Annotated in this window: 19 protein-coding genes and 2 pseudogenes; 5 read left to right on the top strand and 16 right to left on the bottom strand. The window is 51.2% G+C overall.

Annotation, left to right across the window (positions count from 1 at the left end):
* Positions 1–61 precede the first annotated feature (61 nt).
* From AWJ19_RS28530 to AWJ19_RS28515, 4 genes are all read right to left on the bottom strand, one after another.
* Positions 62–859: an alpha/beta hydrolase gene (locus AWJ19_RS28530; protein ID WP_068728615.1), complete on the bottom strand. Its 798-nt coding sequence runs from the start codon at positions 857–859 to the stop codon at positions 62–64.
* Positions 860–935: 76 nt separating this feature from the next.
* The gene (gene pgmB, locus AWJ19_RS28525) at positions 936–1,580 is read right to left on the bottom strand and encodes a beta-phosphoglucomutase (protein WP_241781927.1); all 645 of its coding nucleotides are present in this window, start codon (positions 1,578–1,580) and stop codon (positions 936–938) included.
* Positions 1,581–1,624: 44 nt separating this feature from the next.
* On the bottom strand, positions 1,625–3,934 hold the full coding sequence (locus tag AWJ19_RS28520; protein WP_082708182.1) for a glycosyl hydrolase family 65 protein: 2,310 nt from the start codon (positions 3,932–3,934) through the stop codon (positions 1,625–1,627).
* Entirely contained in the window at positions 3,931–6,237 is a 2,307-nt protein-coding gene (locus AWJ19_RS28515; protein ID WP_068728562.1) for a glycosyl hydrolase family 65 protein, read from the bottom strand. The genes AWJ19_RS28520 and AWJ19_RS28515 overlap by 4 nt, the downstream gene beginning before the upstream one ends.
* A gap of 420 nt (positions 6,238–6,657) precedes the next feature.
* Between AWJ19_RS28515 and AWJ19_RS28510 the strand changes: the two genes are divergently transcribed.
* On the top strand, positions 6,658–7,374 hold the full coding sequence (locus AWJ19_RS28510) for a Crp/Fnr family transcriptional regulator (RefSeq protein WP_039879110.1): 717 nt from the start codon (positions 6,658–6,660) through the stop codon (positions 7,372–7,374).
* A gap of 195 nt (positions 7,375–7,569) precedes the next feature.
* Here AWJ19_RS28510 and AWJ19_RS28505 read toward each other — a convergent pair.
* From AWJ19_RS28505 to AWJ19_RS28460, 10 genes and pseudogenes are all read right to left on the bottom strand, one after another.
* A pseudogene (locus tag AWJ19_RS28505) lies at positions 7,570–8,360 on the bottom strand (formate/nitrite transporter family protein).
* A gap of 29 nt (positions 8,361–8,389) precedes the next feature.
* Positions 8,390–8,731 carry a nitrite reductase small subunit NirD gene (gene nirD / locus AWJ19_RS28500; protein ID WP_068728561.1) on the bottom strand — a complete coding sequence of 114 codons (342 nt, stop codon included), beginning with the start codon at positions 8,729–8,731 and terminating at the stop codon, positions 8,390–8,392.
* 29 nt (positions 8,732–8,760) lie between these two features.
* A complete protein-coding gene (gene nirB, locus AWJ19_RS28495; RefSeq protein ID WP_082708181.1) occupies positions 8,761–11,190 on the bottom strand; it encodes a nitrite reductase large subunit NirB in 2,430 nt (809 codons plus the stop codon).
* Between the two features lie 260 nt (positions 11,191–11,450).
* Positions 11,451–12,140 (bottom strand): hypothetical protein, encoded by a 690-nt coding sequence (locus AWJ19_RS28490; RefSeq protein ID WP_068728560.1) that lies wholly within the window; start codon positions 12,138–12,140, stop codon positions 11,451–11,453.
* 201 nt (positions 12,141–12,341) lie between these two features.
* A complete protein-coding gene (gene ric, locus AWJ19_RS28485) occupies positions 12,342–13,067 on the bottom strand; it encodes an iron-sulfur cluster repair di-iron protein (RefSeq protein ID WP_068728559.1) in 726 nt (241 codons plus the stop codon).
* A 117-nt stretch (positions 13,068–13,184) separates the two neighbouring features.
* Positions 13,185–14,435 (bottom strand): hypothetical protein, encoded by a 1,251-nt coding sequence (locus tag AWJ19_RS28480; RefSeq protein ID WP_128083719.1) that lies wholly within the window; start codon positions 14,433–14,435, stop codon positions 13,185–13,187.
* Between the two features lie 145 nt (positions 14,436–14,580).
* Positions 14,581–15,303 (bottom strand): hypothetical protein, encoded by a 723-nt coding sequence (locus tag AWJ19_RS28475; RefSeq protein WP_068728557.1) that lies wholly within the window; start codon positions 15,301–15,303, stop codon positions 14,581–14,583.
* Between the two features lie 251 nt (positions 15,304–15,554).
* Positions 15,555–15,872: a helix-turn-helix domain-containing protein gene (locus AWJ19_RS28470; protein ID WP_038594991.1), complete on the bottom strand. Its 318-nt coding sequence runs from the start codon at positions 15,870–15,872 to the stop codon at positions 15,555–15,557.
* 123 nt (positions 15,873–15,995) lie between these two features.
* Entirely contained in the window at positions 15,996–16,319 is a 324-nt protein-coding gene (locus tag AWJ19_RS28465; protein ID WP_068728556.1) for a hypothetical protein, read from the bottom strand.
* An 18-nt stretch (positions 16,320–16,337) separates the two neighbouring features.
* Positions 16,338–17,276: a Gfo/Idh/MocA family oxidoreductase gene (locus tag AWJ19_RS28460; protein WP_068728555.1), complete on the bottom strand. Its 939-nt coding sequence runs from the start codon at positions 17,274–17,276 to the stop codon at positions 16,338–16,340.
* A gap of 132 nt (positions 17,277–17,408) precedes the next feature.
* Between AWJ19_RS28460 and AWJ19_RS28455 the strand changes: the two genes are divergently transcribed.
* Both AWJ19_RS28455 and msrA read left to right on the top strand, forming a co-directional pair.
* Positions 17,409–18,029 (top strand): VTT domain-containing protein, encoded by a 621-nt coding sequence (locus AWJ19_RS28455; RefSeq protein WP_068728554.1) that lies wholly within the window; start codon positions 17,409–17,411, stop codon positions 18,027–18,029.
* A gap of 99 nt (positions 18,030–18,128) precedes the next feature.
* Positions 18,129–19,114: pseudogene (gene msrA, locus AWJ19_RS28450) on the top strand (peptide-methionine (S)-S-oxide reductase MsrA).
* A gap of 106 nt (positions 19,115–19,220) precedes the next feature.
* On the opposite strand, the gene AWJ19_RS28445 reads toward msrA, so the two are convergent.
* Both AWJ19_RS28445 and AWJ19_RS28440 read right to left on the bottom strand, forming a co-directional pair.
* Entirely contained in the window at positions 19,221–19,619 is a 399-nt protein-coding gene (locus AWJ19_RS28445) for a GNAT family N-acetyltransferase (RefSeq protein WP_068728553.1), read from the bottom strand.
* A 25-nt stretch (positions 19,620–19,644) separates the two neighbouring features.
* Positions 19,645–20,793 (bottom strand): DUF4349 domain-containing protein, encoded by a 1,149-nt coding sequence (locus tag AWJ19_RS28440; protein ID WP_241781926.1) that lies wholly within the window; start codon positions 20,791–20,793, stop codon positions 19,645–19,647.
* Between the two features lie 425 nt (positions 20,794–21,218).
* Here AWJ19_RS28440 and AWJ19_RS34385 point away from each other — a divergent pair, with 425 nt between their 5' ends.
* Together AWJ19_RS34385 and AWJ19_RS28435 are read left to right on the top strand one after the other, a co-directional pair.
* Positions 21,219–21,371, top strand: a complete 153-nt coding sequence (locus AWJ19_RS34385) for a DUF1540 domain-containing protein (RefSeq protein ID WP_082708180.1) — start codon at positions 21,219–21,221, stop codon at positions 21,369–21,371.
* Between the two features lie 207 nt (positions 21,372–21,578).
* Positions 21,579–21,956 (top strand): VOC family protein, encoded by a 378-nt coding sequence (locus AWJ19_RS28435; protein WP_068728551.1) that lies wholly within the window; start codon positions 21,579–21,581, stop codon positions 21,954–21,956.
* Positions 21,957–22,040: the final 84 nt, after the last annotated feature.

The raw sequence follows: 22,040 nt of genomic DNA, 5'->3' as shown, positions 1-22,040 counted from the left end.
TAGCCTTTCATGTAGTTCATGAACTCATGAAAGGCCTGAATATCAGCTATTTAAGAAATGCCTATCTGCTGTACCCGTTCATCTGCAGCCAGGAAGCGCAGGCGCCGGTCCAGCCTCGGGTATGGGGCTCATCTTCAGCCAATCCTAGACCATGTACCCCGTGAGCGTACACGTGCAGATCAAAAGGTATCTGCTGACGTCGCAGCGCCGAGGCAAGCAGCAGGCTGTTCTCCACCGGTACGGCGCCATCATCTGCAGTATGCCAGAGGAACGCAGGTGGTGTATCAGGCGTGACTTGCAGTTCTCCGCTAAGACGGCGGATCAGCTCTTCTGAAGGGTTATCACCAAGCAGGTTGGTCCTGGACCCTTCATGTGTGACACCATCTGTCATGGAAATAACCGGATAGCACAGGATGGAGAAATCGGGACGGCAGGACTGGCGTTCCAGCGCCTCCTCTGCTTCCTTGTTCCCCCTGTCAAACAGTCCGGATGCCGTTGAAGCCAGATGTCCGCCGGCGGAGAATCCCAGGATGCCGACTCTTTCCGGATCGATCCCGTACTCCCCGGCACGGAAGCGGATCGTACGCAGCGCCCTCTGGGCATCCTGCAGGGCACTCGGATATTGATAAGGAGCCACGCGGTAGCGCAGCACAAATGCGGAGATACCCAGAATATTCAGCCACTCCGCTACAGGGGCTCCTTCATGATCAGCACGCAGCCAGTAAGCGCCGCCGGGACAGACCAGCACCGCAGCGTTATTGCTTCCTTCCACCAGATAAGGCGTAATTGCCGGGCAGTCCTCATCGCTTGTCCCCAGCGCTCCCGGAGCCCCCTCCGGCCATAATAACAACGTTTCCATCTGCATCCCTCAGGCTTTCCTTCTATAGTAGAATAATAAGGGGTTGCTGTTCCCCGACTATTAGTCTATCAAGCCCCTATAATTCATGCAATCCGGAAATGACAATATCTGCCTCACCCAGCACCTCCGGCCTGCCGATGCCGATTACCTGCATCCCTGCGGCTTTGCCGGCGGCGACGCCTGCTTCAGCATCCTCAAACACCACACATTCGCCGGGCTGCAGACCCAATTCCTGAGAGGCTATAAGGAATACCTCCGGGTCCGGCTTGGCTCTGGACACCTTATTGCCGTCCACGACAGCATCGAACAAGCCGGCAATGTTGAGCTTATCGAGAATGAACAGCGCGTTTTTGCTGGCTGAGCCGAGGGCAATGCCAATACCGTTGTCACGCAGCCTGTTCAGGTAAGAGCTGACACCTGGCAGCAGCTCCGATTCACCCAGCCGCGAGATGTACTCTACATATAGGCGGTTCTTCTTGTCCGCCATAGCAAGCTTCTCGGCCTCAGTGAATTCCAGACCGCCTATCTCCAGCAAAATATCCAGCGATCTCATCCGGCTCACGCCTTTAAGGCGTTCATTATCCGCTTCTGTAAAATCAAAACCGAGCTCTGATGCTAATGACCTCCAGGCCAGATAATGATATTTGGCTGTATCCACAATGACTCCATCCAGATCAAATATTGCACCTTTCATTTGCTTCAGCATGCTATAATCCGGCATACATTCATCATCTCCCTGTTGTTACTTTAGGTTGATACACAGTGCTATTCACCAGCAGCTGCATTGTCATTGTCACCCGCAGCAGCCCACGCCGTCCGCAGCGTCAGAGCCGCTCCCGGCTGGCATAGCTGGTCTGTGCTGCCGGGAGCGCACACCATAAGAGTGTCCCTGTTACCTGCCGCAGCGCTAACGGTTATCTCCTCCCGGCTGACTCTCAGCCGGAAACTGCCGCCCTGCAGGCTCAGCGGCAGCTCTACTGCCGTCCATTGCTCTGGCAGCGCCGGCTTCACCCGCAGCGTTTTTCCGTCAAACTGCACGCCGGCAAAGCCAAGCACGGCCGCCATCCAGGCTCCTCCGTTCGCAGCCGGATGCGTTCCGCCGATGTACAAGTCGCCGACATACTGCTTGGATTCTCCGGTCAGGTCTACTGTCGCCGTACGCATAAAGTAAGGGTAGCCCCAGTCGGGTGAACCGATATCTGCCGCTACCAGGGCATAGATACACGGGCTCAGGCTGGAGCCGTGCTCGGTCCGCGGTTCATAGTACTCCCAGTTGGCCTGCTTGATCGCTCTGGAATATGAGCTTTTGAACAAATTCAGCATCAGCACCACATCAGCCTGCTTCAGGATGGTAGTCGTAGCCGCAAGCCCGTTGCCGCCGCCCAAGTATTCATTAGGGTTGAGCACCCGGGTTTTCAGCTCTGCCAGCGGAACATCCTCCAGCCTAAAGTAGCGGTCAAACTGCTCAATGAGCAGGGTGTCCGGATCTGGCTGCGGAACGTAGAAGGACTCCAGCATTTCCCGGAATTCCTTCAGAAAAGGTCCCTCTGCGAATTGTACGGCCAGTCTATGATACTGCGCCGGATTCACGATCTGCAGCAGCTCCGCACATTCCAGCGCCACCTCCAGTGTCCGGCGCACCAGGGCATTGGTATAAGCATTGTTATTGACCCGCTCATGATACTCGTCAGGACCGGTGACGTCGAGAATTTCATAGCGCTGCTTAACCGGACTATAATAGGCATAGGAATAGAAGAATCGGGCACACTCCCAGATCACCTCAGCCCCGCCGTCTGCCAGCAGGCTGTCATCCCCGGTGAACGAAATGTACTGCCAGATGCCGTGGACAACATCCGCGCTGATATGCACCTGCTTATCACGGAAATAGGTGCGCATCGGCCGGCCCGTAAACACATCGTTCACATTAAAAAGCGTACAGGCATCGTCGCCCGTATCCTGGCTCTCCCAGGCGTAAAAAGCGCCCAGATACCCGTATTCAGCCGCCTTCCGCCGCGCACCGTCCAGTGTACGAACCCGGTACATCAGCAGATTTCGGGCTGTGCCAGGGGCGGTATGCAGGAAAAAGGGCAGCATGAACATCTCCGTGTCCCAGAACACTGCGCCCTTGTACACCTGACCGGACAGCCCTCTGGCCGGAATGGATACCTTCTCCGATTCGGTCGGAGCAATGATCAGCAGCTGATAGATGCTGAATCTGAGCGCAAACTGCGCGGCATCATCCCCTTCAATAAGGCAGTCGCTCCGTTCCCAGCGCTCCGCCCAGGCTTCACGGTGGGCTGCAAGCAGTTGTCTATACCCGGCCGCTTCTGCAGCCCGGACAGTACGCACAGCCATTACGTCCGGATTACTGCAGTCCAGCTCCGTATAAACTGCCACGTATTTTAACCATGTATAGACCTCTCCTGCCTTGGCGTCAAAAGCGATGACCCGCTGCGCCCCCACTCCCGCCGTTTCCTGCTTTTCAAAAGCGCACACAGTCATTTCCGATACTGCTACCTGCACACCAAGCTCGCCTGTAACTGCCGTAGACAGAAGCACCCCCTCTGAAATGTGCTCCTGCAGTCCGTATAAGTGCGGGCCGTTAATATCCCACACCTCACTGTCAATGCCTGTCTCCAGCTCAATCCGGCAATCTGACGTGGCAACCAGGCTAAACCTGGCCGCCAGCACATGCAGCTGATCCATACTGACGAAGCGCTCAGCGGTAAAAGCCAGCTCGCCTCCGCTGATGCTGTATACCGTCTCACGCTTGTGTACCGCCGCAGAAATATCCAGCTCCTGCCTGTGCGACAGCGGCTCTGCGTTAAGTACTCCCAGCCGTTCACCGTTGCAGCGGAGTCTGGTAAACAGCGGATTCGGCGCATTTACCGGCTCCCGCCATTTTCCTCCGGCCTGATCGTATACTCCGGCAAGCGTAATTGCAGTGAGCTGCTCCTTCCCGAATTCCTCCAGCGTTCCGCGGCAGCCCATATAGCCGTTTCCGGTCATATATTTATTGCCGTTCGTAACGATATTTTCCCGGCTGAATTCCCGGTCCTCTACCATCCAGCTCATCCGGCCACCAGCCCTTCAGCGAGCGGGAGGGTTACAATGTCCGGACCAACGCTAACCCGCTGGCCGTACACCATCATTTCTGTGCTGCCGCCGGAAACCGTCTGTAGCTGTACCCCCTTCTGCCCAACCTCCATACGGACCAGCACTCCTTCATACTGTACATGGAAACTGTAGGACGCCCAGCGCTCAGGCAGCGTTGGACTGAAGCTGAGCCGCTCCCCGTCTGAACGCATGCCGCCGAAGCCATAGACGATATTCATCCAAGCCGCAGCAATCGAGGTGGTATGCAGTCCCTCACGGGTATTGCGGTTATAATTATCCAGATCCAGCCGGGTGGCGAATTCGAAGAAACGGTATGCCTCATCCCGTTTGCCGAGCTCACTGGCGAGAATCGAGTGAATGGAAGGTGAAAGCGAGGATTCGTGAATACAGCGCGGCTCGTAATAGTCATAATTGGCCAGCTTGGCCTCCCGGGAGAACTCGCTGTTATACAGGAACATGAACATCAGCACATCAGGCTGCTTGATCATGTCATAGCGGTACAGCCGGTCGTAGGACCAGTTCGAATACAGCGGAAACTCCGTTACCGGAATAGAGTGGATATCAATATGCGGCATATCAAAGAACCCGTCATGCTCCTCATAGACCCCGCTGGCCGGGTCAAAAGGAATCTTCATATGCTCTGCTTTATTTGCCCAGTCCGCCAGTTCCTCTTCGCGGAGCGCTGTCAGGGCAGCCAGCTGAGCAAACCGCTCCGGCACAGACTTCCGCATTTCAGCCAGCGTGTCTCCTGTGTACTCGAACAGCTTTTTGGCCATTAGATTGATATAGCAGTTATTGTTCACCATCAGCTGAAACTCATCTGGACCCATCACACCGAAATACCCGTACTCCCCGCTGCGGGCTCCCCACTGTCCGCGGGTGGCATAGAACCGGCTGATCTGAATCAGCATCTCGGCGCCTTTGCTGTAGAGAAACTCCTTATCACCCGTATTTTTCACATAATGCCAGATGCCATAGGAAACAGCCGTCCCGACATGCAGCTGCAGATTGGAGTGCTGCCACAGGTCACAGCTTTCCGTTCCGTCAATGGTCGCAATCGGATAGCAGGCTCCCTCACAATCCATATCCCTGGCCCTCTGCATCGCCTCAGGCAGCGTCTTATAGCGGAATTCCAGCAGGCTGCGGGCCGCCTTCGGATTGTTAAACAGATAAAATGGCAGGCAGTAAGACTCCGTATCCCAGAAAGCCAGCCCCCGGTAAGCTTCTCCTGTCAGGCCCTTAGCTCCGATGTTATAGCCCGGATGGTCGCCATGGTATGTCTGGTACAGCTGGAAGATACAGAAACGGATGCCCTGCTGGTTCTCCGGATCCCCTTCAATGCAAATATCACTGGTTTCCCAGATCTCCTTCCAATAGGCGGCCTGGGCCTCAAACACGTCCTCTGCTTCAAGCTCTGCTGCCTCTGCGGCAAGCTTCATACCTTCTTCCCAGAGCTGCTCTGGACTGAGCGTACTTCCGGTGTCCGCATAATTGACGGCAAGCTTCGTATAATGAATCTTTTCTCCTTCTATTAAAGGCAGCGTGAAGGACAGGCCCGTGAACCTGTCACGCTCTACCGCACACGGATTCAGCTCGGCCGGCGACTGCAGGACAAACCCCGAGAACAGCTTGTTGCCCGTAGTGAGCGTCTCCGCCATAACCGCCGTAACACAATCTGCTGAACCACTCTGCAGGCTTTTCCACATACTTTCGCCCCGCTCCTCATGGACTGCCCCGAAATCAAGCCCTGTACACACCTGCACCTCACCCGTGAAATTAAGCGGCTCAAAAGCCACCTGCTGCAGCCCGAGATGTGACATTGTCATGCTGACCAGCCGGGTGAACGTGATCTTCAGCTCTTTTCCGCTCTCCAGCACCCACACGAATTCACGGCAGTAAGTACCGGTTCGGAAATCCAGCCTGCGGCTGAAACCCTTCACCTTACTGTGAGCCAGATCCAGCTGTTCACCGTCAACCGTTATCCGGGTATAGAGCCAGTCCACTGCATTCACCATATAACGCAGCGAGCGAATGATCCCTTTGTAGTGGTTGCCGATGGCGTGCTCTTCATATAATCCGTTAAAATAGCTGCCCAGCAGCGTATCGCCCGAGTACCCCTCCTCCGGATAGCCGCGCACCCCCATGTATTCATTGCCAAGCGAAAAAATCGACTCCGATACTCTGTTCCGCTCATGATCAAAGCCTTCTTCGATTACCGCCCACGGATCCACCTTTAAATATTTATCCGCTACTTTAGCCATGTCTGATTTCTCCTTCTCCGTTTTTTGATGCACGCCATAAGCGTACCCTTCATCTCTCACAGGGCCAATGTCAGGCTGTAACGGAGTTATGTGCATTTTTACGGAGTTGAATAAAATCCCGATTTCACAATATAATCTATAAGAAATGTCTCCTTTCTGGCAGAAAACGCAAAATAACCGCCTCCCAACAATTGTGCTAATTGGGAAACGGCTGTTATAATAGACGAATATATATGGATTTTTCCCCTGTCACGGTGAAAAACATATCAATTCTCACATATTTGAAGTGAAAATTATCACAATGTTAAAAATTCGACACTTTTTCGCGAAAATTTTTAACCATAAAGAGGAATTACCATGTATAATTAATTTAAAATTTACTGAAAAACTGAGGGAATAAAGGGGATGTCGATTATTATGATAAAGGAACATTACAATGTTATCGAAGCCCACGGAAATACAAACTGTTTCTCCGAACAGAATTTCAACAGACTTCTCGTTACAATGAAGGAACGTATGGTCCCTGAAGGATCACATCTGTTCTGGGAAGGCGACTACTCGGATAAATTGTTTTATATCAAACGTGGACGCGTGAAGCTGACCAAATCTACAGACGAAGGCAAGGAACTCATTCTTTATATGTACCAGGCAGGTGACATGGTTGGCCAGGCCGACCCGTTCTTCAGCACGAAGCACAGCTTCACCGCCGAAGTCATTGAAGAAAGCGAAGTTGGCGTAATTGAGCAGAAGGATCTGGAGATTCTGATCTGCCAGCACTGCGATTTTGCGATTGACTTTATGAAGTGGATGGGCATTCACCACCGTCTCACACAGACGAAATTCCGTGATTTGATGATGTACGGCAAACCGGGCGCACTGTGCTCCACCCTGATCCGTCTTGGCAACACCTACGGCGAGAAGAACGGCGACAACATTCTGATCAACAAAAAAATTACGCATACGGATCTGTCCAACATGATCGGCGCTACACGTGAGAGCGTCAACCGTATGTTGAGCGATCTGCGTAAAAAAGATGCAGTTGAATATGAGAATGGCATGATCGTCATCAAGGATCTTGGTATGCTGCAGGAGATCTGCCACTGCGAAATGTGTCCGAACGAAATTTGCCGGATTTAATTCCCTAGTAATAATACCCTCTATTCTCCTCATTGAAACATATCTGGCCCAAATATTATTTAATAAAAAATAGAGTGGTCAAAGGCGCCGTGCAGGCGTCTTTTTTTCTGTCATCAACAGCCTCTGATCCAGCCTCAGCAGACAAAAAAACTGCCCCAAAGGCTTATGCCTTTAGGACAGTTTATCAGGACTTCCTTAACGTTTGCTGAACTTGTTGCGGACAGGAGAGATCAGCCAGTACGCTGCGCCGACGAACAAGCCGCCGCCGATGATATTGCCGAGCGTAACCGGAATCATGTTGTGCAGCCAGCCGGCTACCGTAACGGTCTCAGGGTGGTTAGGCAGCAGAACAGCTACGCTGAGCAGGGTCATGTTCGCGACGCTGTGCTCATAGCCGCTGGCGATGAAGGCGAACAGACACCACCAGATGAGCACCAGCTTGGCAGCTTCGCTTTTGGCACGCGAGGACATCCAGATGGCCAGACAGACAAGCCAGTTACAGAGAATGCCGCGGAAGAACAGCTCCGAGAACGGCAGCGTCATTTTTTTGGCTGCGGCGGCGAAGATCAAATGCTCCGCGGGAGCTGCCTTGAATAATCCGGTGCCCTGGATCAGCAGGGCCAGGATAACAGCGCCGCCGACGTTGCCGATAAAAACGATCACCCAGTTTTTGACCGTGTCCCATACTGATGTTCTTCGGCAAGGGTACTGACGGTAAAAAACATATTGTTCCCGGTGAACAGCTCCGAGCCGGCAAAAATGACCAGCGTCAGGGCGATCCCGAAGGAGGCACCCATAACCAGCGGCTGGAACGGCGATTTAATCGCCGCCAGCGGTGCTCCCAGCGAGAAGATTAGAATAATTCCGATTCCGACATAAGCCCCTGCGAGCAGCGCCGCCAAAAAGTACCGCGGCAAATTTTCATTCATTTTATCCCGTTTGCTGACTGCTGCCTCTACGATGTTCTCGACGCTCTGCGTAAACATCTCTCCACCCCGCCATTTCTTATCTTAATTTAGCTTTGAATCAATGTACCCTGCAGGGTAACTTTAACACTGTCCCCGTCTACAGTAACCGGGAATGTGGCGACTCTTCCGTTGTCGGGAGCCTGAACCTCTCCGCTGCGCAGATCAATTTTCCAGTCATACAGCGGATCATACAGATAATGCCCGGACACGATTCCTTCCGCGAGCGGGCCGCCCTTCGGATGAGGATTCTTGTTCTCTACCGCGAAAATCTGGCCATCCGAGGTTTTGAACACAGCCAGCTCCACCGGACCGCAGCCGATTACACGGCCGATCTGCGGCAGGAAATGCTGAACCGTCCCTATCGTATACTCATGGTTTGTGTTTTCCATCGTTCTCTCTCCTCCTGAGCTTAATATTTTTAGTGCTGGACTTTTTCGAACAGGGCGCTGCGTGTGTCTTCTTCCTTCAGCATTTTTTTCCATGGATCAGATACCTGGGCCAGGGCAAAATCAATCCGTGCCGCCAGCTCCTTGCGGTTCTCCTCATTGTTCAGGATTACGCTCTGGATCTTCTCAAGACCCATGCGTTCTACCCATTCCGAGGTTCTTTCCAGATAATTGCCGGTTTCACGGTAGAACTGCATTACGGCAGAGCACACTTCAACCAGCTCTTCATCGGTCTTCACTTTGCAGAAGGAATCTGCGATCCGCGGCTTGATACCGCCGTTACCGCCGATGAATACTTCCCAGCCGCCGTCATTGCCGACGATACCGATGTCCTTGGTGCACGATTCCGCACAGTTGCGCGGGCAGCCGTTAACCGCCATTTTGAACTTGGCAGGGAAATCAAGGCGTTCGTATTTACGCTCGAGCATAGCCCCTACACCCATGGAGTCCTGTGTACCAAAACGGCAGAATTGGTTGCCGACACAGGTTTTGACGGTGCGCAGCGATTTGGCGTAGGCATAACCGGAAGGCATATCCAGCTCTTCCCACACTTTTGGCACATCTTCTTTTTTGACGCCGATCAGGTCCAGACGCTGTCCGCCGGTTACCTTGACTACCTTCACATCATATTTCAGGGATACATCGGCAATCCGCTTCAGATCTTCAGGTGTAGTCACACCGCCGTACATACGCGGAACAACTGTAAAGGTACCGTCCTTCTGAATATTAGCGCTCATCCGTTCATTGACAAAGCGCGATTCCTTCTCGTCCTCATGCGTATCCGGATAGATCATGCCCAGGTAATAGTTGACGGCCGGACGACACTTGGAGCAGCCTTCAGGCTGTTTCCACTCCAGCACGTTCATAACTTCCTTGGTGGTCTTGAGTCCTTTTGCTGTAATCTCGGCAACAATTTCATCACGGCTGAGCGATGTGCAGCCGCAGATACCGGTCTTGGCGCTTTCTTTGAAGCTGTCACCCAGCACAAACTGAAGAATTTGTTCAACAACCGGCTTACAGCCGCCGCAGGAACGTGTAGCTCCGGTGCAGGCTTTGATTTCATCAACAGTAGTAAAACCGTTCTCTGTTACCGCATCGACAATCGCTTTTTTGGTAACCCCGTTACAGCCGCAGACGATTTCTTCATCTGCCATTGCTTCAACGGACATGCCTTTTTTGGCACTGCCACCGCCGCCGCAGCAGCCGGTTCCCATTACTTCACTGTATATCTCATCGGTCATCTCTGTGCCTTGTTTCACAAGCTTCTGCAGGTTTGCAGATTCGGTAACATCACCGAACAGTACAGCACCGACAATTACGTTATTTTTGAGCAGGATCTTCTTATAGGTTCTCTTCCATTCATCTTTAGCGGAGATCACAGTATGCTCCGGTGTATCCGTAAACTCGCCTGCCGAAAAGACATCCACGCCGGAAATTTTCAGCTTGGTCGATACAACCGACCCTTCATAAGGCTGGGTAGCGGCTCCGCACAGATGCTTCGCAAGCACCATGCCCTGCTCGAACAGCGGCGCTACCAGACCGTAACAGGTTCCGCGGTGTTCTGTACATTCACCGACAGAGTAGACATTCTCCATGGAAGTCTGCAGATAATCATTGACAACAATCCCGCGGTTCACGGTAATGCCGCTGTCTTTGGCCAGCTGGGTGTTTGGTTTGATACCGACAGCCATGACCACAAAATCCGCCTGCAGCTCCGAACCGTCGCTGAATCTCAGTCCGTTAACACGTTCATCCCCGGTCAGCTCAACCGTCTGCTTGCCCATGGCGAATTTTACGCCTTGACGGGTAAGCTCTGCCTGCAGCATGGACGATGCTGTATGGTCCAGCTGACGTTCCATCAGATCCTCCAGCAGATGCACTACTGTGACATCCATGCCGAGATTAACCAGGCCTTTGGCTGCTTCAAGTCCGAGCAGACCGCCGCCGATTACTGCTGCTGTACGGTACTGCTTGGCAGCTGCCAGCATCGCATCGCAGTCAGCAATGTCGCGGAAGCCGACAACACCTTCTTTGGTGCTGCCCGGAACAGGCAGAATGAAGGAGTTGGAGCCTGTTGCAATAATAACTTTGTCGTAAGGAACAGCCAGTCCGTTCTCTGCGATGACCTGGCGGGATTCCTCATCAATCTTTACAACCGTAGTTCCTGTATGCAGCGTAATGTTGTTGTCTGCGTACCACTGGCGGTCATTTAGAATAATATCTTCGATGCTTTTGCTGCCTTCAAGTACATAGGAAAGCATAATCCGGTTGTAATTGGGATGAGGCTCGCTTCCGAAGATCGTAATATCATAAGCGCCGCCCAGCTTCAAAATCTGTTCAATTGTGCCTACGCCTGCCATACCGTTGCCTATTAATACTAACTTTTCTCTCTCCACTCTCACTGTTAGAACCTCCCCAAAACTCTTAAAATTCTTAGAATTTTATCTCGTACCTGAATTATACATTTTAAATTTGAACGGCATTTGTGATTACAATCACAATAAATGTGAATGTTTTCACAATATTACATGTCATGTTAGCTTACATTTGGTTTGTTAACTGCCTGAAGTTTGCACAAAAAAAACAGCCAATTCTCCCTTCAGCCTCTGCCGGCTGCTTAGAAAATCAGGCTGTACAAATTCTTCCTGCCGATGAAGAATAATTACCGCAGAACCAGGGAGATCTCCAGCTCATCCTGGATTCGCAGCTTCATATCAATGCCGCTGTCGAGCAGCGTCTTATCGTTCAGCTTCAGCTTCCATTCTTCATTTGACAGCGGCTTGTATTCCTTGACAGCGAGCAGAGTCCTGTTATTCTCGGCCAGATGGACCAGCCCGCTGCTCTTCAGCAGCCCCCTCACCGTCAGATTCTCTGTATAAGGCATTACATAGGATTGGGTCAGCTCGGGCTGGCCGATCCCGCCGTTGACAGTCAGAATGACCGGCTGAAACGGAGCTTCCTGTGCAGCTGCGGCCGTTATAAGGATAGTATCTTCCCTCTTGACCACCGTGCCCGGATCAGCCACCGCCTTGCCGCTTAATTGAATCTCCCAGGCCATATCCGGACTGAGCGATACATGGTTTACAGTCAAAAGAGATTTGCCGTCTCCGGCAAAGGTGACAAGGCCGCTGGCTTCAAGCAGCTCCTTAACGGTGATCTCCGGCTTATAGGCATCACTGATTTGCCGGCCAGAGCTGCCGGTCAGGTCCGTGTCCCCCACTTTTACGGAAAACACAGGCTGAACAGCACTGGCAGCAGCATTATTTACTTCCAGATTCCCGTTAAGAGCATTACAGCCCCCGGCAATCATAATAACCATGAGTCCCAGACACAAACGATACAGCAACTTCACTTGCACTTCTCCGGCACCGCCTTTTGTAGCCTGAACACAGCTTCCAGCATTTTCTCAGGCATGTAGTCGATATGTATTACTCCTACTTAAGGATAACGCAAATAGACAGGCTTCTCAATCATAGCGCTGTCATTTTGCGGAACATTTACTGCTGGAGCAGAAAAAGCCCCCGAAGGGGCCATTGACATCACACTACTCTGCTTATTGATAACGCAGGAACAGGTTGTTGTTCTCCAGATGTACATGCTCGAAGGTCATGCCTTCCAGCTCCTCTAGCCGGGCATAAGTCAGACGGTAGGTTGTGCAGGCATGCGGCGGCGGAGTGAAGTCATTGGTAACTGCACGCAGCTCACGCAGAATTTCGCCGGCTCCTTCATGCTCCTGCTCCAGATTATGCAGCAGCTCGTGCAGCTCAGCCAATCCGGCTTCGCTCGGATTCTCGCTGTAAGCCAGCATTTTAGGGAACTCAACTTCCTCTTCCTGTGCGGTATGCTTCAGCAGATCTTCACGCAGCAGGTTGAACAGGCGGTGTACTTCGGCCAGGTGCGGGGAATCCTCACCGTGCACACGGAACACCTTGGTAACATTCTGGCTGATCTGCGGAAGCTCTTCACGCAGGTAGCGGTGATGCTTGTTCACAATATGCTCTACCAGCTCACGGGAAGATGCCTGATTCCATCTGGTATCTTCCTCCAGTACAGGATGCTCTTCTACCAGCTTGTGAAGATCACCGAGCAGCTGGTCTGCGTTCAGACCTTTCTCTTCGGCTGCTTCAGCCAGCGGCTTTGCACCGCCGCAGCAGAAATCGATCCGCTGTCCTTTGAAGTAATCTGCCGCTTTCGGAAATTTCAGTACGATATCTCTTACGAAATCTTCACCGCTGAAGCTAAGCTGTTCTGTTGTCTGGTTTATTTGATTGGCCGTCATAGTAGGCCCTCCCTCATCGTTATTGGTCTAAGTTCTTTCTTACCTCTACACAATAACGCCCGCAAGGGCACGGCCTAGTGATTAAACGCACTGAATATATAAAATTTTATTGAACGCTCACTCGATACGCTTAATTTTCCACTGTCCGCTGCTTGTTACCATTGTAAATTTCAGAGACCGTGAATAATCCCCGCTGTTCTGGGTTACCTTTATTATTTTCACCCCGTTCTTGTGAGAGAGTGTGGTGTACGTCAGATCCAGTTCCCCGTATTCCAGCAATCCAATCTCCATAACCTTACTCACTTTAAATTTCAAGATTTCCGGATCAGCTGCCATCCGCCTCATTTCCATAGAATAAGCCTCCGGCCAGAGGCTGTCCTCAATGTAGTTTCTGATTACCGACTCAGCGCTATCCGGATAAGTAAATTGTCCGTGCCCGTTGTGATATAACACTTTATATTTATCGGATGCTGATCCATCATACGGATGATAGATGAACAGCTGATGGCCCTGCAAATCCTCGTACCTGTATTCAGATACACTGTCCATAATTCCGTTTGCATCTATATCCGCCAGATAACGTCTCCCTTGTCCGGTGGCATTTGGAAAATTACTTTCAAGAAGAACAGGCCCATTATTTGTCCATTGATACAGATTGAAGCCCGTTCCGCCTAAAATCCCCTCCATATAAATGGCAATATGTTTTTTACCGCTCTGATCCAGCTTTAGAATCTCCACATGATCCAGCCCGTGAACTACGACTACGGCATCCTCCAGCTTCCCCAGATTTTCAAACCGCTTACCGCTCTGACGGACAACATGAAGCTCTACTTTATCTGCCGCATCCTCCGGCTCTAATTGGGTGTACACTACATATTCGGTCTTTAAGTCGTTATCTATATCTCCCGATGCCTGCACATTTAATTCAGCAAGATTGGTAATCCCGGACAGATATTTGTCGAAGCTCTGGTCAAAAAAATGCGCATTACCGTTTACAGTCACTGTTCCTATGACTTTCTTTTTAGGATCCGATAGCACCTTGATTGTAGCCGCCTGCCTGCTGTCAATCAATTCATAGCTCCAGTAACTGTTAGCACGGGCTACTGCTGACACCAACTCCTTTACCTCCCGCTCACTGCTTTCCTGAATTTTGAACGGAAGCTCCACATAAAATTTGGGATAGGTGCCCTTCTGGTATAACTCCACTTGTTTCAGGGTTACTCCAGCCGCCTGAAAAGCTTCTTTTACCGGATGCTTCCAGGTCCCTATATTTACAATTTTCTGCGGGCTTGCAGCATGGACTGTAACAGGCCCTACTGCAGCTGTGATCACAAGAATGCTTAGTATAAGCACGATCCATCTTCTCATAATGACCTCCGGAACATCGGATTTAATTACATATTTCATCCATTTTAACCAATGAACCACAGCCTTGCTGCGATAAAAATCGCCTAATTAACATAAAAAAAACACCTCTGGGCTAGAGGTGCTTTAATAGTGTCAGCATCAATGATTAGCGGACAGTAGCCTGCATATAAGTACGTTTACCCTGGGCGTCTTTCAGATAGGGGCCCAGCCCGGCAAACCTGGAGTGATCCACATACACGCCGGTCATCCATCTGCCTTCGGTCAGCCCGCCGTTCCACTGAAGAACCAGATCAGGGGCGGATATCCATTCCTGGTACACCTGTATATGATCTTCCTTATATTCTTTAAAAGGCTTACCATCCCCGCTCAGCCGGAACGGGCTGACATAAGTCGGCACAAAATAATGCCCTATAGTATCCAGATCATCCCCGTCCAGAAATGCCTCACTGCCCAGATAGTGCTGGAACAGCAGCGTATTCTCATACAGCGACCAAATTACAGCCTGCAATACCATGCTCTGTCTTATACCGTTATGAAAGGTGAACAGCCGCTGGCTTCCTGAAGCGGCCCGCTTTGCGGCATCAGCAGGCTCCAGGCAGTGCCGCTCACAGCCGATGCATTTCCAGCCGGACGGACTCTGAATCCATTTCTGAAACACACTTCCGCTGTCATTATCTCCTTTATACAAAGAGGAAATAATTTCATAGGGCACGCCGATCCACGAGTCCCACAAGGAGCCGGGAAGATAGCCGTGCAGCATGAACAACGCCTTATCATAAATAAGCTGGACTTTGATCGAAGCAGTCTCCAGTTCGGCAACATCCTCTTTTCCATAGGTTATTTCCCGGGAAAACAAGGTGGTTTTCATCTTCCTCGCCTCCTAAATGTTGTGCAGAACGGACTTTACACTTTGGTTACGCTTTCACTCGGATTCTCTGCGACATCATAATCAGCGGCTAGACAGGCTGGCCACGCCAGTTTTTCCTATTATATTACATTTCCGCGTCAGTTGTGCAAGTTTTATTTATTAAAAATTTATATACACCTGATTAACAGATGAAAAAGCCCCTCTTTCCATTAGCGGAAAAAGGGGCTATCAACAGGACTGCAGTAGCGGGACTATTCGACCCAGCTCTCGGCCCAGGACTGGATCTGCTGCATGACCGGCTCAAGCGCGCGGCCCTTTGTTGTTAATTCATACTCGATGCGTACCGGAGTTTCAGGATACACATGTCTTACCAGAATGCCTTCGCATTCCAGATCCTTCATTCGTTCCGACAGCATTTTATCGCTCATTGACGGGATCAGGCCGGAAATATCCTTGAAGCGTTTCGGGCCGCTCATCAATGTCTGGATAATAAGTCCATTCCAGCGTTTGCCTAAGAAAGAGAAGGCCGTTTCGAATCTTGGGCACATCGTCAGCTGATGCTCTTCCATTGTTCTCACCTCTCGTTGTGAAGCTAACTATTAGTTAGTATATATAATTTTAACATATTTATAGCATAATGAACATCGTTTTCCTAAAAAAAGTTCATAGCCTACCTTATTATATCCGCAGTGTCAATCCCCTGTGCCTGCACGCGGCTTGCGACGGGTGATGGCCTCCGTTACTACATAAGCCAGATCATCATTGCCGTACAGTGACAGCACCCCGAGAACCGTATCATCGGATATGTCCCCGGCTTCCTCTTCCGGTACAGTCAGGGCAAGCGCCCGGCTAAGGGCGGCATTTCCTTCCTGCTGCGGATAGGCCTGCAAATACAGGGCATGCGGGTCCAGCTTGTTGTTTACACACCACTGGGCAAACACAAGAATCATCATTTCTTCATCCCGCTTGTAGCTCTCGATGATTTGCTCCTCCATTGATTTGCGGTAATCGTCCACGTTCCTGCTCCTCTCTGTTTATCCGGCAGTCAGCTCTGACGCCAGCCTGTGACCAGGCAATACGGCGGAAGCAGAGATGCTGCACTGCTCAGGTGTATCAATTGTACTTAAAAAATGCTTGACCGCTCCGCTGAAGCCTCTGCGCTCCAGAACGGTATCCCAGCTGCCGAAGCTTTGGTTGCGCGGCATAGATCCCTTTTCATATAATACCGCCCGCTCCATATCCGTTACCTCTACTGATCTCCCGCTTCCGTGCAGCTCCAGCTTCTCTATATCAGCTCCGGCATCTCTTACCATGCTGTATATTCCGGTAACTCCCCGGTTCCAGCCAAGAATGCCGGAAGACTGCAGCAGCCGTCCCTCACTGTCGGAGTTAAGGCTGCTTCTCAGCAGCTCATAGTCATTGCCGCACAGCCACAGCAGCAGATCTAGCATATGGATCAGATCATCATGGACCGTCTCATGGCTGCTGCCGTTCTGCAGGCTCGTGCGGTGCTTGACCGCATGACACTGGCTGATTCCGCCTGCCTTCTCGAGCCAGGCCTTGGCTGCCGTATACATCGGTGCAAACCGGCGGTTGAAGCCGACAGCCAGCAGCACTCCACGCTCCTCAGCCAGCTCGGCCATCCGCTGCGATTCCTCCAGGTCATAAGACAACGGCTTATCCACATACACCGGTAATCCGTGCTCCAGACATTTGGTAACATACTCATAATGGGTTGTAGTGGGACTGTGCACAAAGACTGCATCCAGGTCCCAGGAGAGCAGCTCATCCAGATCCGTTGTACCCTTGGGTAACCGGTAGGAACGGACCGCTCCCTGAACAGTAGCCGGCGAATGGCTGAGCACGCCGACCACCTCCGCCTGATCGTGGCGGGTCAGCAGCGGCAGATATACTTTGCGGGCGATATCGCCGATCCCGATCATCGCGACTCTTTTACGTACGGGAGTATTCATAGTACATCTTCCTTTACATGTCGTATAGATGTATTATACCGTGACATGCCGCTGCGACAATGATCTTTGCTTCATTAATTGGTTTTTTTTCAGTATGATGAGAGGAACAGCTTGTGAAGGGGCATAGTAGAAATGCGAAAAGGATTGACGGTTCTCCTGTATGTTTCGGTTATAATTCTCGCGTTTATCTACAGATATGATCTGCTGGACTGGCTGCGTGAGGATCATAGTCCTGTCCTGTCTTTGTTTGCCGCTGTGCTTCTGGCCCTGTTTCCTGTCCTTCCCTACAAACTGGTCATCGGCTTGTTCGGTTATGTGTACGGAGGCTTTTGGGCGGCAGTAATCTGCTGGAGCGCAACAACGATTGCCGCAGCAGCCATGTACGGTATCGTAAAATATCTGTTTCAGCAGCGCGCCTTCACTTATCTGGCTTCAGTGCCCGCACTCCATAAATTCACCTCTGCTGTTCAGCGCCGCCCGTTTGCTTCCATTGTGCTGGCCAGACTGCTTCCGGTAGTTCCGCAGACAGCAGTGAACATATATGCCGGAGCCGCAGGGCTGCCCTTCTGGAGCTATCTGGCAGCATCCGGAATCGGCAAGCTTCCGGGCATTGCCTTATATGCGTTTCTCGGAGGCGGGCTGTCGGGTCACCCAGGGAGTGTGATTGCAGCATTGGCCCTGTATGGGACAGTACTGGCAGTGGCCGGATGGTCTCTGCGCATGCGGCCGCTGAATCAGCCCAAAAAACGTTGATCCGGCTGGCCGGGGCGTTGGCAGACTGTGCTTATTTGTTTTATAATATAATTAAATTTTGATCAATTAAATGGCATTCCATAATATGGAGGGATATTCATGAGTGAAATTCAATCTGAACATATAGGCTCGAAGACAGAAAAAGCTACCTTTGCAGGCGGCTGCTTCTGGTGTATGGTATCCCCGTTTGAAGACTTGCCGGGCATAGCCGGAATTATCTCCGGGTATACAGGCGGCCATACCGTTAATCCGACCTATCAGGAGGTCTGCTCGGAAACGACCGGGCATGTAGAAGCAGTGCAAATTACATTTAACCCTGACATTTTCCCATACAGCAAGCTGCTTGAGCTGTTCTGGCAGCAGATTGATCCGACAGATGCCGGCGGCCAGTTCCATGACCGCGGGACCTCTTACGGCACAGCCATCTTCTATCATTCCGAAGAGCAGCGCCTGGAAGCTGAAGCCTCCAAAGCGGCGCTGGCAGACAGCGGACGCTTCTCGGCACCGATTGTAACACCCATACTTCCTGCCAAGCCTTTTTATCCGGCAGAGGAATACCATCAGGATTACCACCGCAAAAATCCCGCCCATTACAAGCGTTACCGCAAGGGCTCCGGCCGGGAAGCCTTCATAGAGGACCACTGGAAGCATAAAGAGGACAAACAGAGCCTCAAGGAGCGCCTGACTCCGCTGCAGTATGAGGTTACACAGAATAATGCGACCGAATCGCCGTTCCGCAATGAGTTCTGGGATCATCACGGCGACGGTCTGTATGTGGATATCGTCTCCGGGGAGCCGCTGTTCAGCTCCAGGGACAAATACGATTCCGGCTGCGGCTGGCCCAGCTTCACCCGTCCGGTCCGCGATTATGCGGTTAAGGAAAAAACAGACCTCAGCCATCTGATGATCCGCACCGAGGTCCGCAGCAAGATTGCCGATTCACATCTCGGCCATGTCTTCACCGACGGCCCGGCGAGAATGGCCTGCGCTACTGCATCAACTCGGCTGCCCTGCGCTTCGTGCCCAAGGAGGATCTCGAAAAGGAAGGCTACGGCGAGTACCGGATTCTTTTCGAATATGCATAAGCAACTGCATCCGTTCAGTTCCTGACAACTGCAGAACAGACACAATAAGCCTCCAGCCCGTCTTTTGACGGGTTGGAGGCTTTATTTTGCATAACAATCTGGACGTTTACAGAAACAGGCTCATCCCCGGTGCATCGGCCGCTCTCGGCACAAAACCAAACCGTTCATAAAAGGCTGCTTTTCCGCTTGCAGCAGACAGTTGAATCCAGCGGATTCCCTTTGCTCTGCAATGTCCGATCAAGTGTTCCATTACCATTGTACCGATCCCGAGACCTTGATAATCCGGCCTTACGATTACATCGCATATCACACACTGGATTACACCGTCGGAAACAATTCTGCCGGATGCTGCAAGCCTTCCGTCCCTGATAACACTTAATGTGTACCAGCTGTTTATTAAGGAATCCTGAAGCAGCGTTGAGGTCCAGCGTCCTTCGGGGTCCCAGCCGGTTGATTGATAAAGCTCATAATACTCATGTTTATCAGGAAGACTATTAAGAAACATCAATTCCAATATCGCCTCCCCCGTCCTATTTATTCGAATGCTCATCCTCTTCTTTGAGCGGATCGGCTTCCTCAGACAAGCTTCCGGTGCTGTGCCCCGGCAATTCGCGCTGTGTTGTCCTGCCGGCACGTATACGCTCCAGCTTAGTCACCTGCCCCCGGCCGAGCTTCTTCCGGATAAAGAGCACAGCAGCAACAATGACCGCCAATACGACCAGTACAGGTAATGCTGCCGCCAGGAAGACAAACAGCCCCTGGAACATAACCGATAAGGCATGCAGACTTTTCGACAGCGCATCAGAGGCCCGTATCAGCAGCGGCTCCTGCTCTTTTTTCTGAATATCAACGATGCCCGAGCCGCTCTGATATAGCCGCAGCTCTACTGTAGAAAAGGATACATTCTGGTCGATATAACGCATTCTGCCTTTGATCTGCTCAATGGACTCCTGGATCGCCCCAAGCTCATTGGCAAAGGCTACAAGATCCGAGGATTTGGTCGCTTTTGACATAAAATTGATGTACTGGGTCTCCATCAGCTGCTTCGCCTTAAGGCGTGATTCGAGATCCACATATTCCTCCGACACATCCTGGCCCTCGATGCTCCGCTGAATCCCCTTGTTCTTTATCTCCTCAAGCTTGTCAAGAAACGGGGAGAAGCCCGCAGCCGGCACCTTCATCACAAAGTTTCCGCCCTTTTCGTAGTCGGACATATTCTCAGTGAAGCCGATGATATATCCGCCTGCCAGCGTAACCAGGTTACGCACTTCGGACTGGGCCATCCCGTAATCCTCTACTTCCATGGTTAGATTCGCTTTATAAATCAGCTTCTTGTTCAGCCCGGCTGCTACGTCAATACCGCTGAACCCGGATGTCCCCGCTGAGCTGCCGGATGCCTGCTGTCCTGAATTCCCGCCCTTACCGGCCGGGTTATTGCCGCCTGAGTCAGCTTCCCCACCGCCCCTGGCAGCAGTCTGATTCAGGTCCGAATTTGCTGAGCTGTCGTACTTCATCGTTTCTTCTGCTACAGGCGCAGCTTCCGTTGAAGCTTCACTGGCTGTTCCCATATTCGCCGCTGCATTGTCACTTGCCGAATTGTTATCACCTGAACCGCAGCCCGCCAGTATCACTGCCAAAACCAATAAACCTGTCAAGTAATGCAGACCCCATTTGCGCATACTCATTCCTCCAAAAGTGTAGTGGATTTCCCGCTTCTTTTGTGCAATGCAACCAGCCGTTCATCTTCTGTCTTTTTTCAGATGATCCGCCTATCCATTTGACGTTCCAAATGCTGGAAGGTTGCAGTGAAAATAGTAAAATCGCATCCTTTTCTGGCTTGGATTCCATAATTAACAATTCAGACATATAGATTTGTGTTCTATATAAAAAACGGACCATCCGACTGCCGGACGATCCGTTTGCGCAAATTCACTTTTTTTGCTACAATTATTATGCCTATCGACTCTGAAAAGACAAGATACACCAAATACCCTGTATTCATTAGAATAAGGGTAAGGTCTGTTCGGACAAGCTCCACCTTGCTGAACAGGGCGCTATTCGCACTAACAATATTGATAATCTACTATAAGGGGAGGTGACCCTCATGGCAAAAGACGTTCTGTGTGCCGTAAACTCTTGCACCTACTGGGCTGAAGAGAACAAATGTAACGCTGAAACCATCTTCGTTGCTTATCACAGCTCCAAGGAACCTAAGCATTCTGAAGAAACTGACTGCAAAACATTCGAAAGCAAATAAGCAATACTCTCAGAAGGGACCCTCCACGGTTCCTTCTTTTCTGTTTCTCATTTTATCAAGAATGATAATTATTATCAAGTGTTTTTTCATGAAAAAAATCTTTACCTTTGCGAAAGACTCCGGTAATTCGGTCTGATTGCAAACCCTCCTGAAACACCGTACAATGGGTTTACGCTTTCACGAATAAACCAATCCGGAGGGTGAACGATGATCAAGCAAATTGGCCAGGTTATGCTATATGTAAATGATCAGGATCAGGCTTTGCGCTTTTGGACAGAAAAGCTCGGGTTTATCAAGGTTTCGGAAGCGGACAACGGACAAGGCCTGCGCTGGATTGAAATATCGCCAGCCGAAGGCGCTCAGACCTCCTTCGTGCTTCACAACAAGCAGCTCATCGCCCAAATGCAGCCGGAGCTTAACCTGGGTACGCCATCCATTCTGCTGTTCACCGATGATATTGACTCGCTGTATGCAGAATTCCAGGCAAAGCGCATCACTGTCGGAGAGATGGTTGATATGCCGGAAGGCCGGGTGTTTAACTTCGCCGACGATGAGAACAACTATTTTGCGATTGTGCAAAAATAACAGTCTGACAACGGCCATTACGCCACCACAGCTATTGTGGTGGCGTTTATTATGGACGCTTATGCCTTCCGCGACCGCCGTCCT

Origin of the sequence: Paenibacillus sp. DMB5 (assembly GCF_001517085.1) — a bacterium.
Classification (GTDB): Bacteria; Bacillota; Bacilli; order Paenibacillales; family Paenibacillaceae; genus Paenibacillus_AQ.
This window is presented reverse-complemented; position numbering and strand designations above follow the sequence as displayed.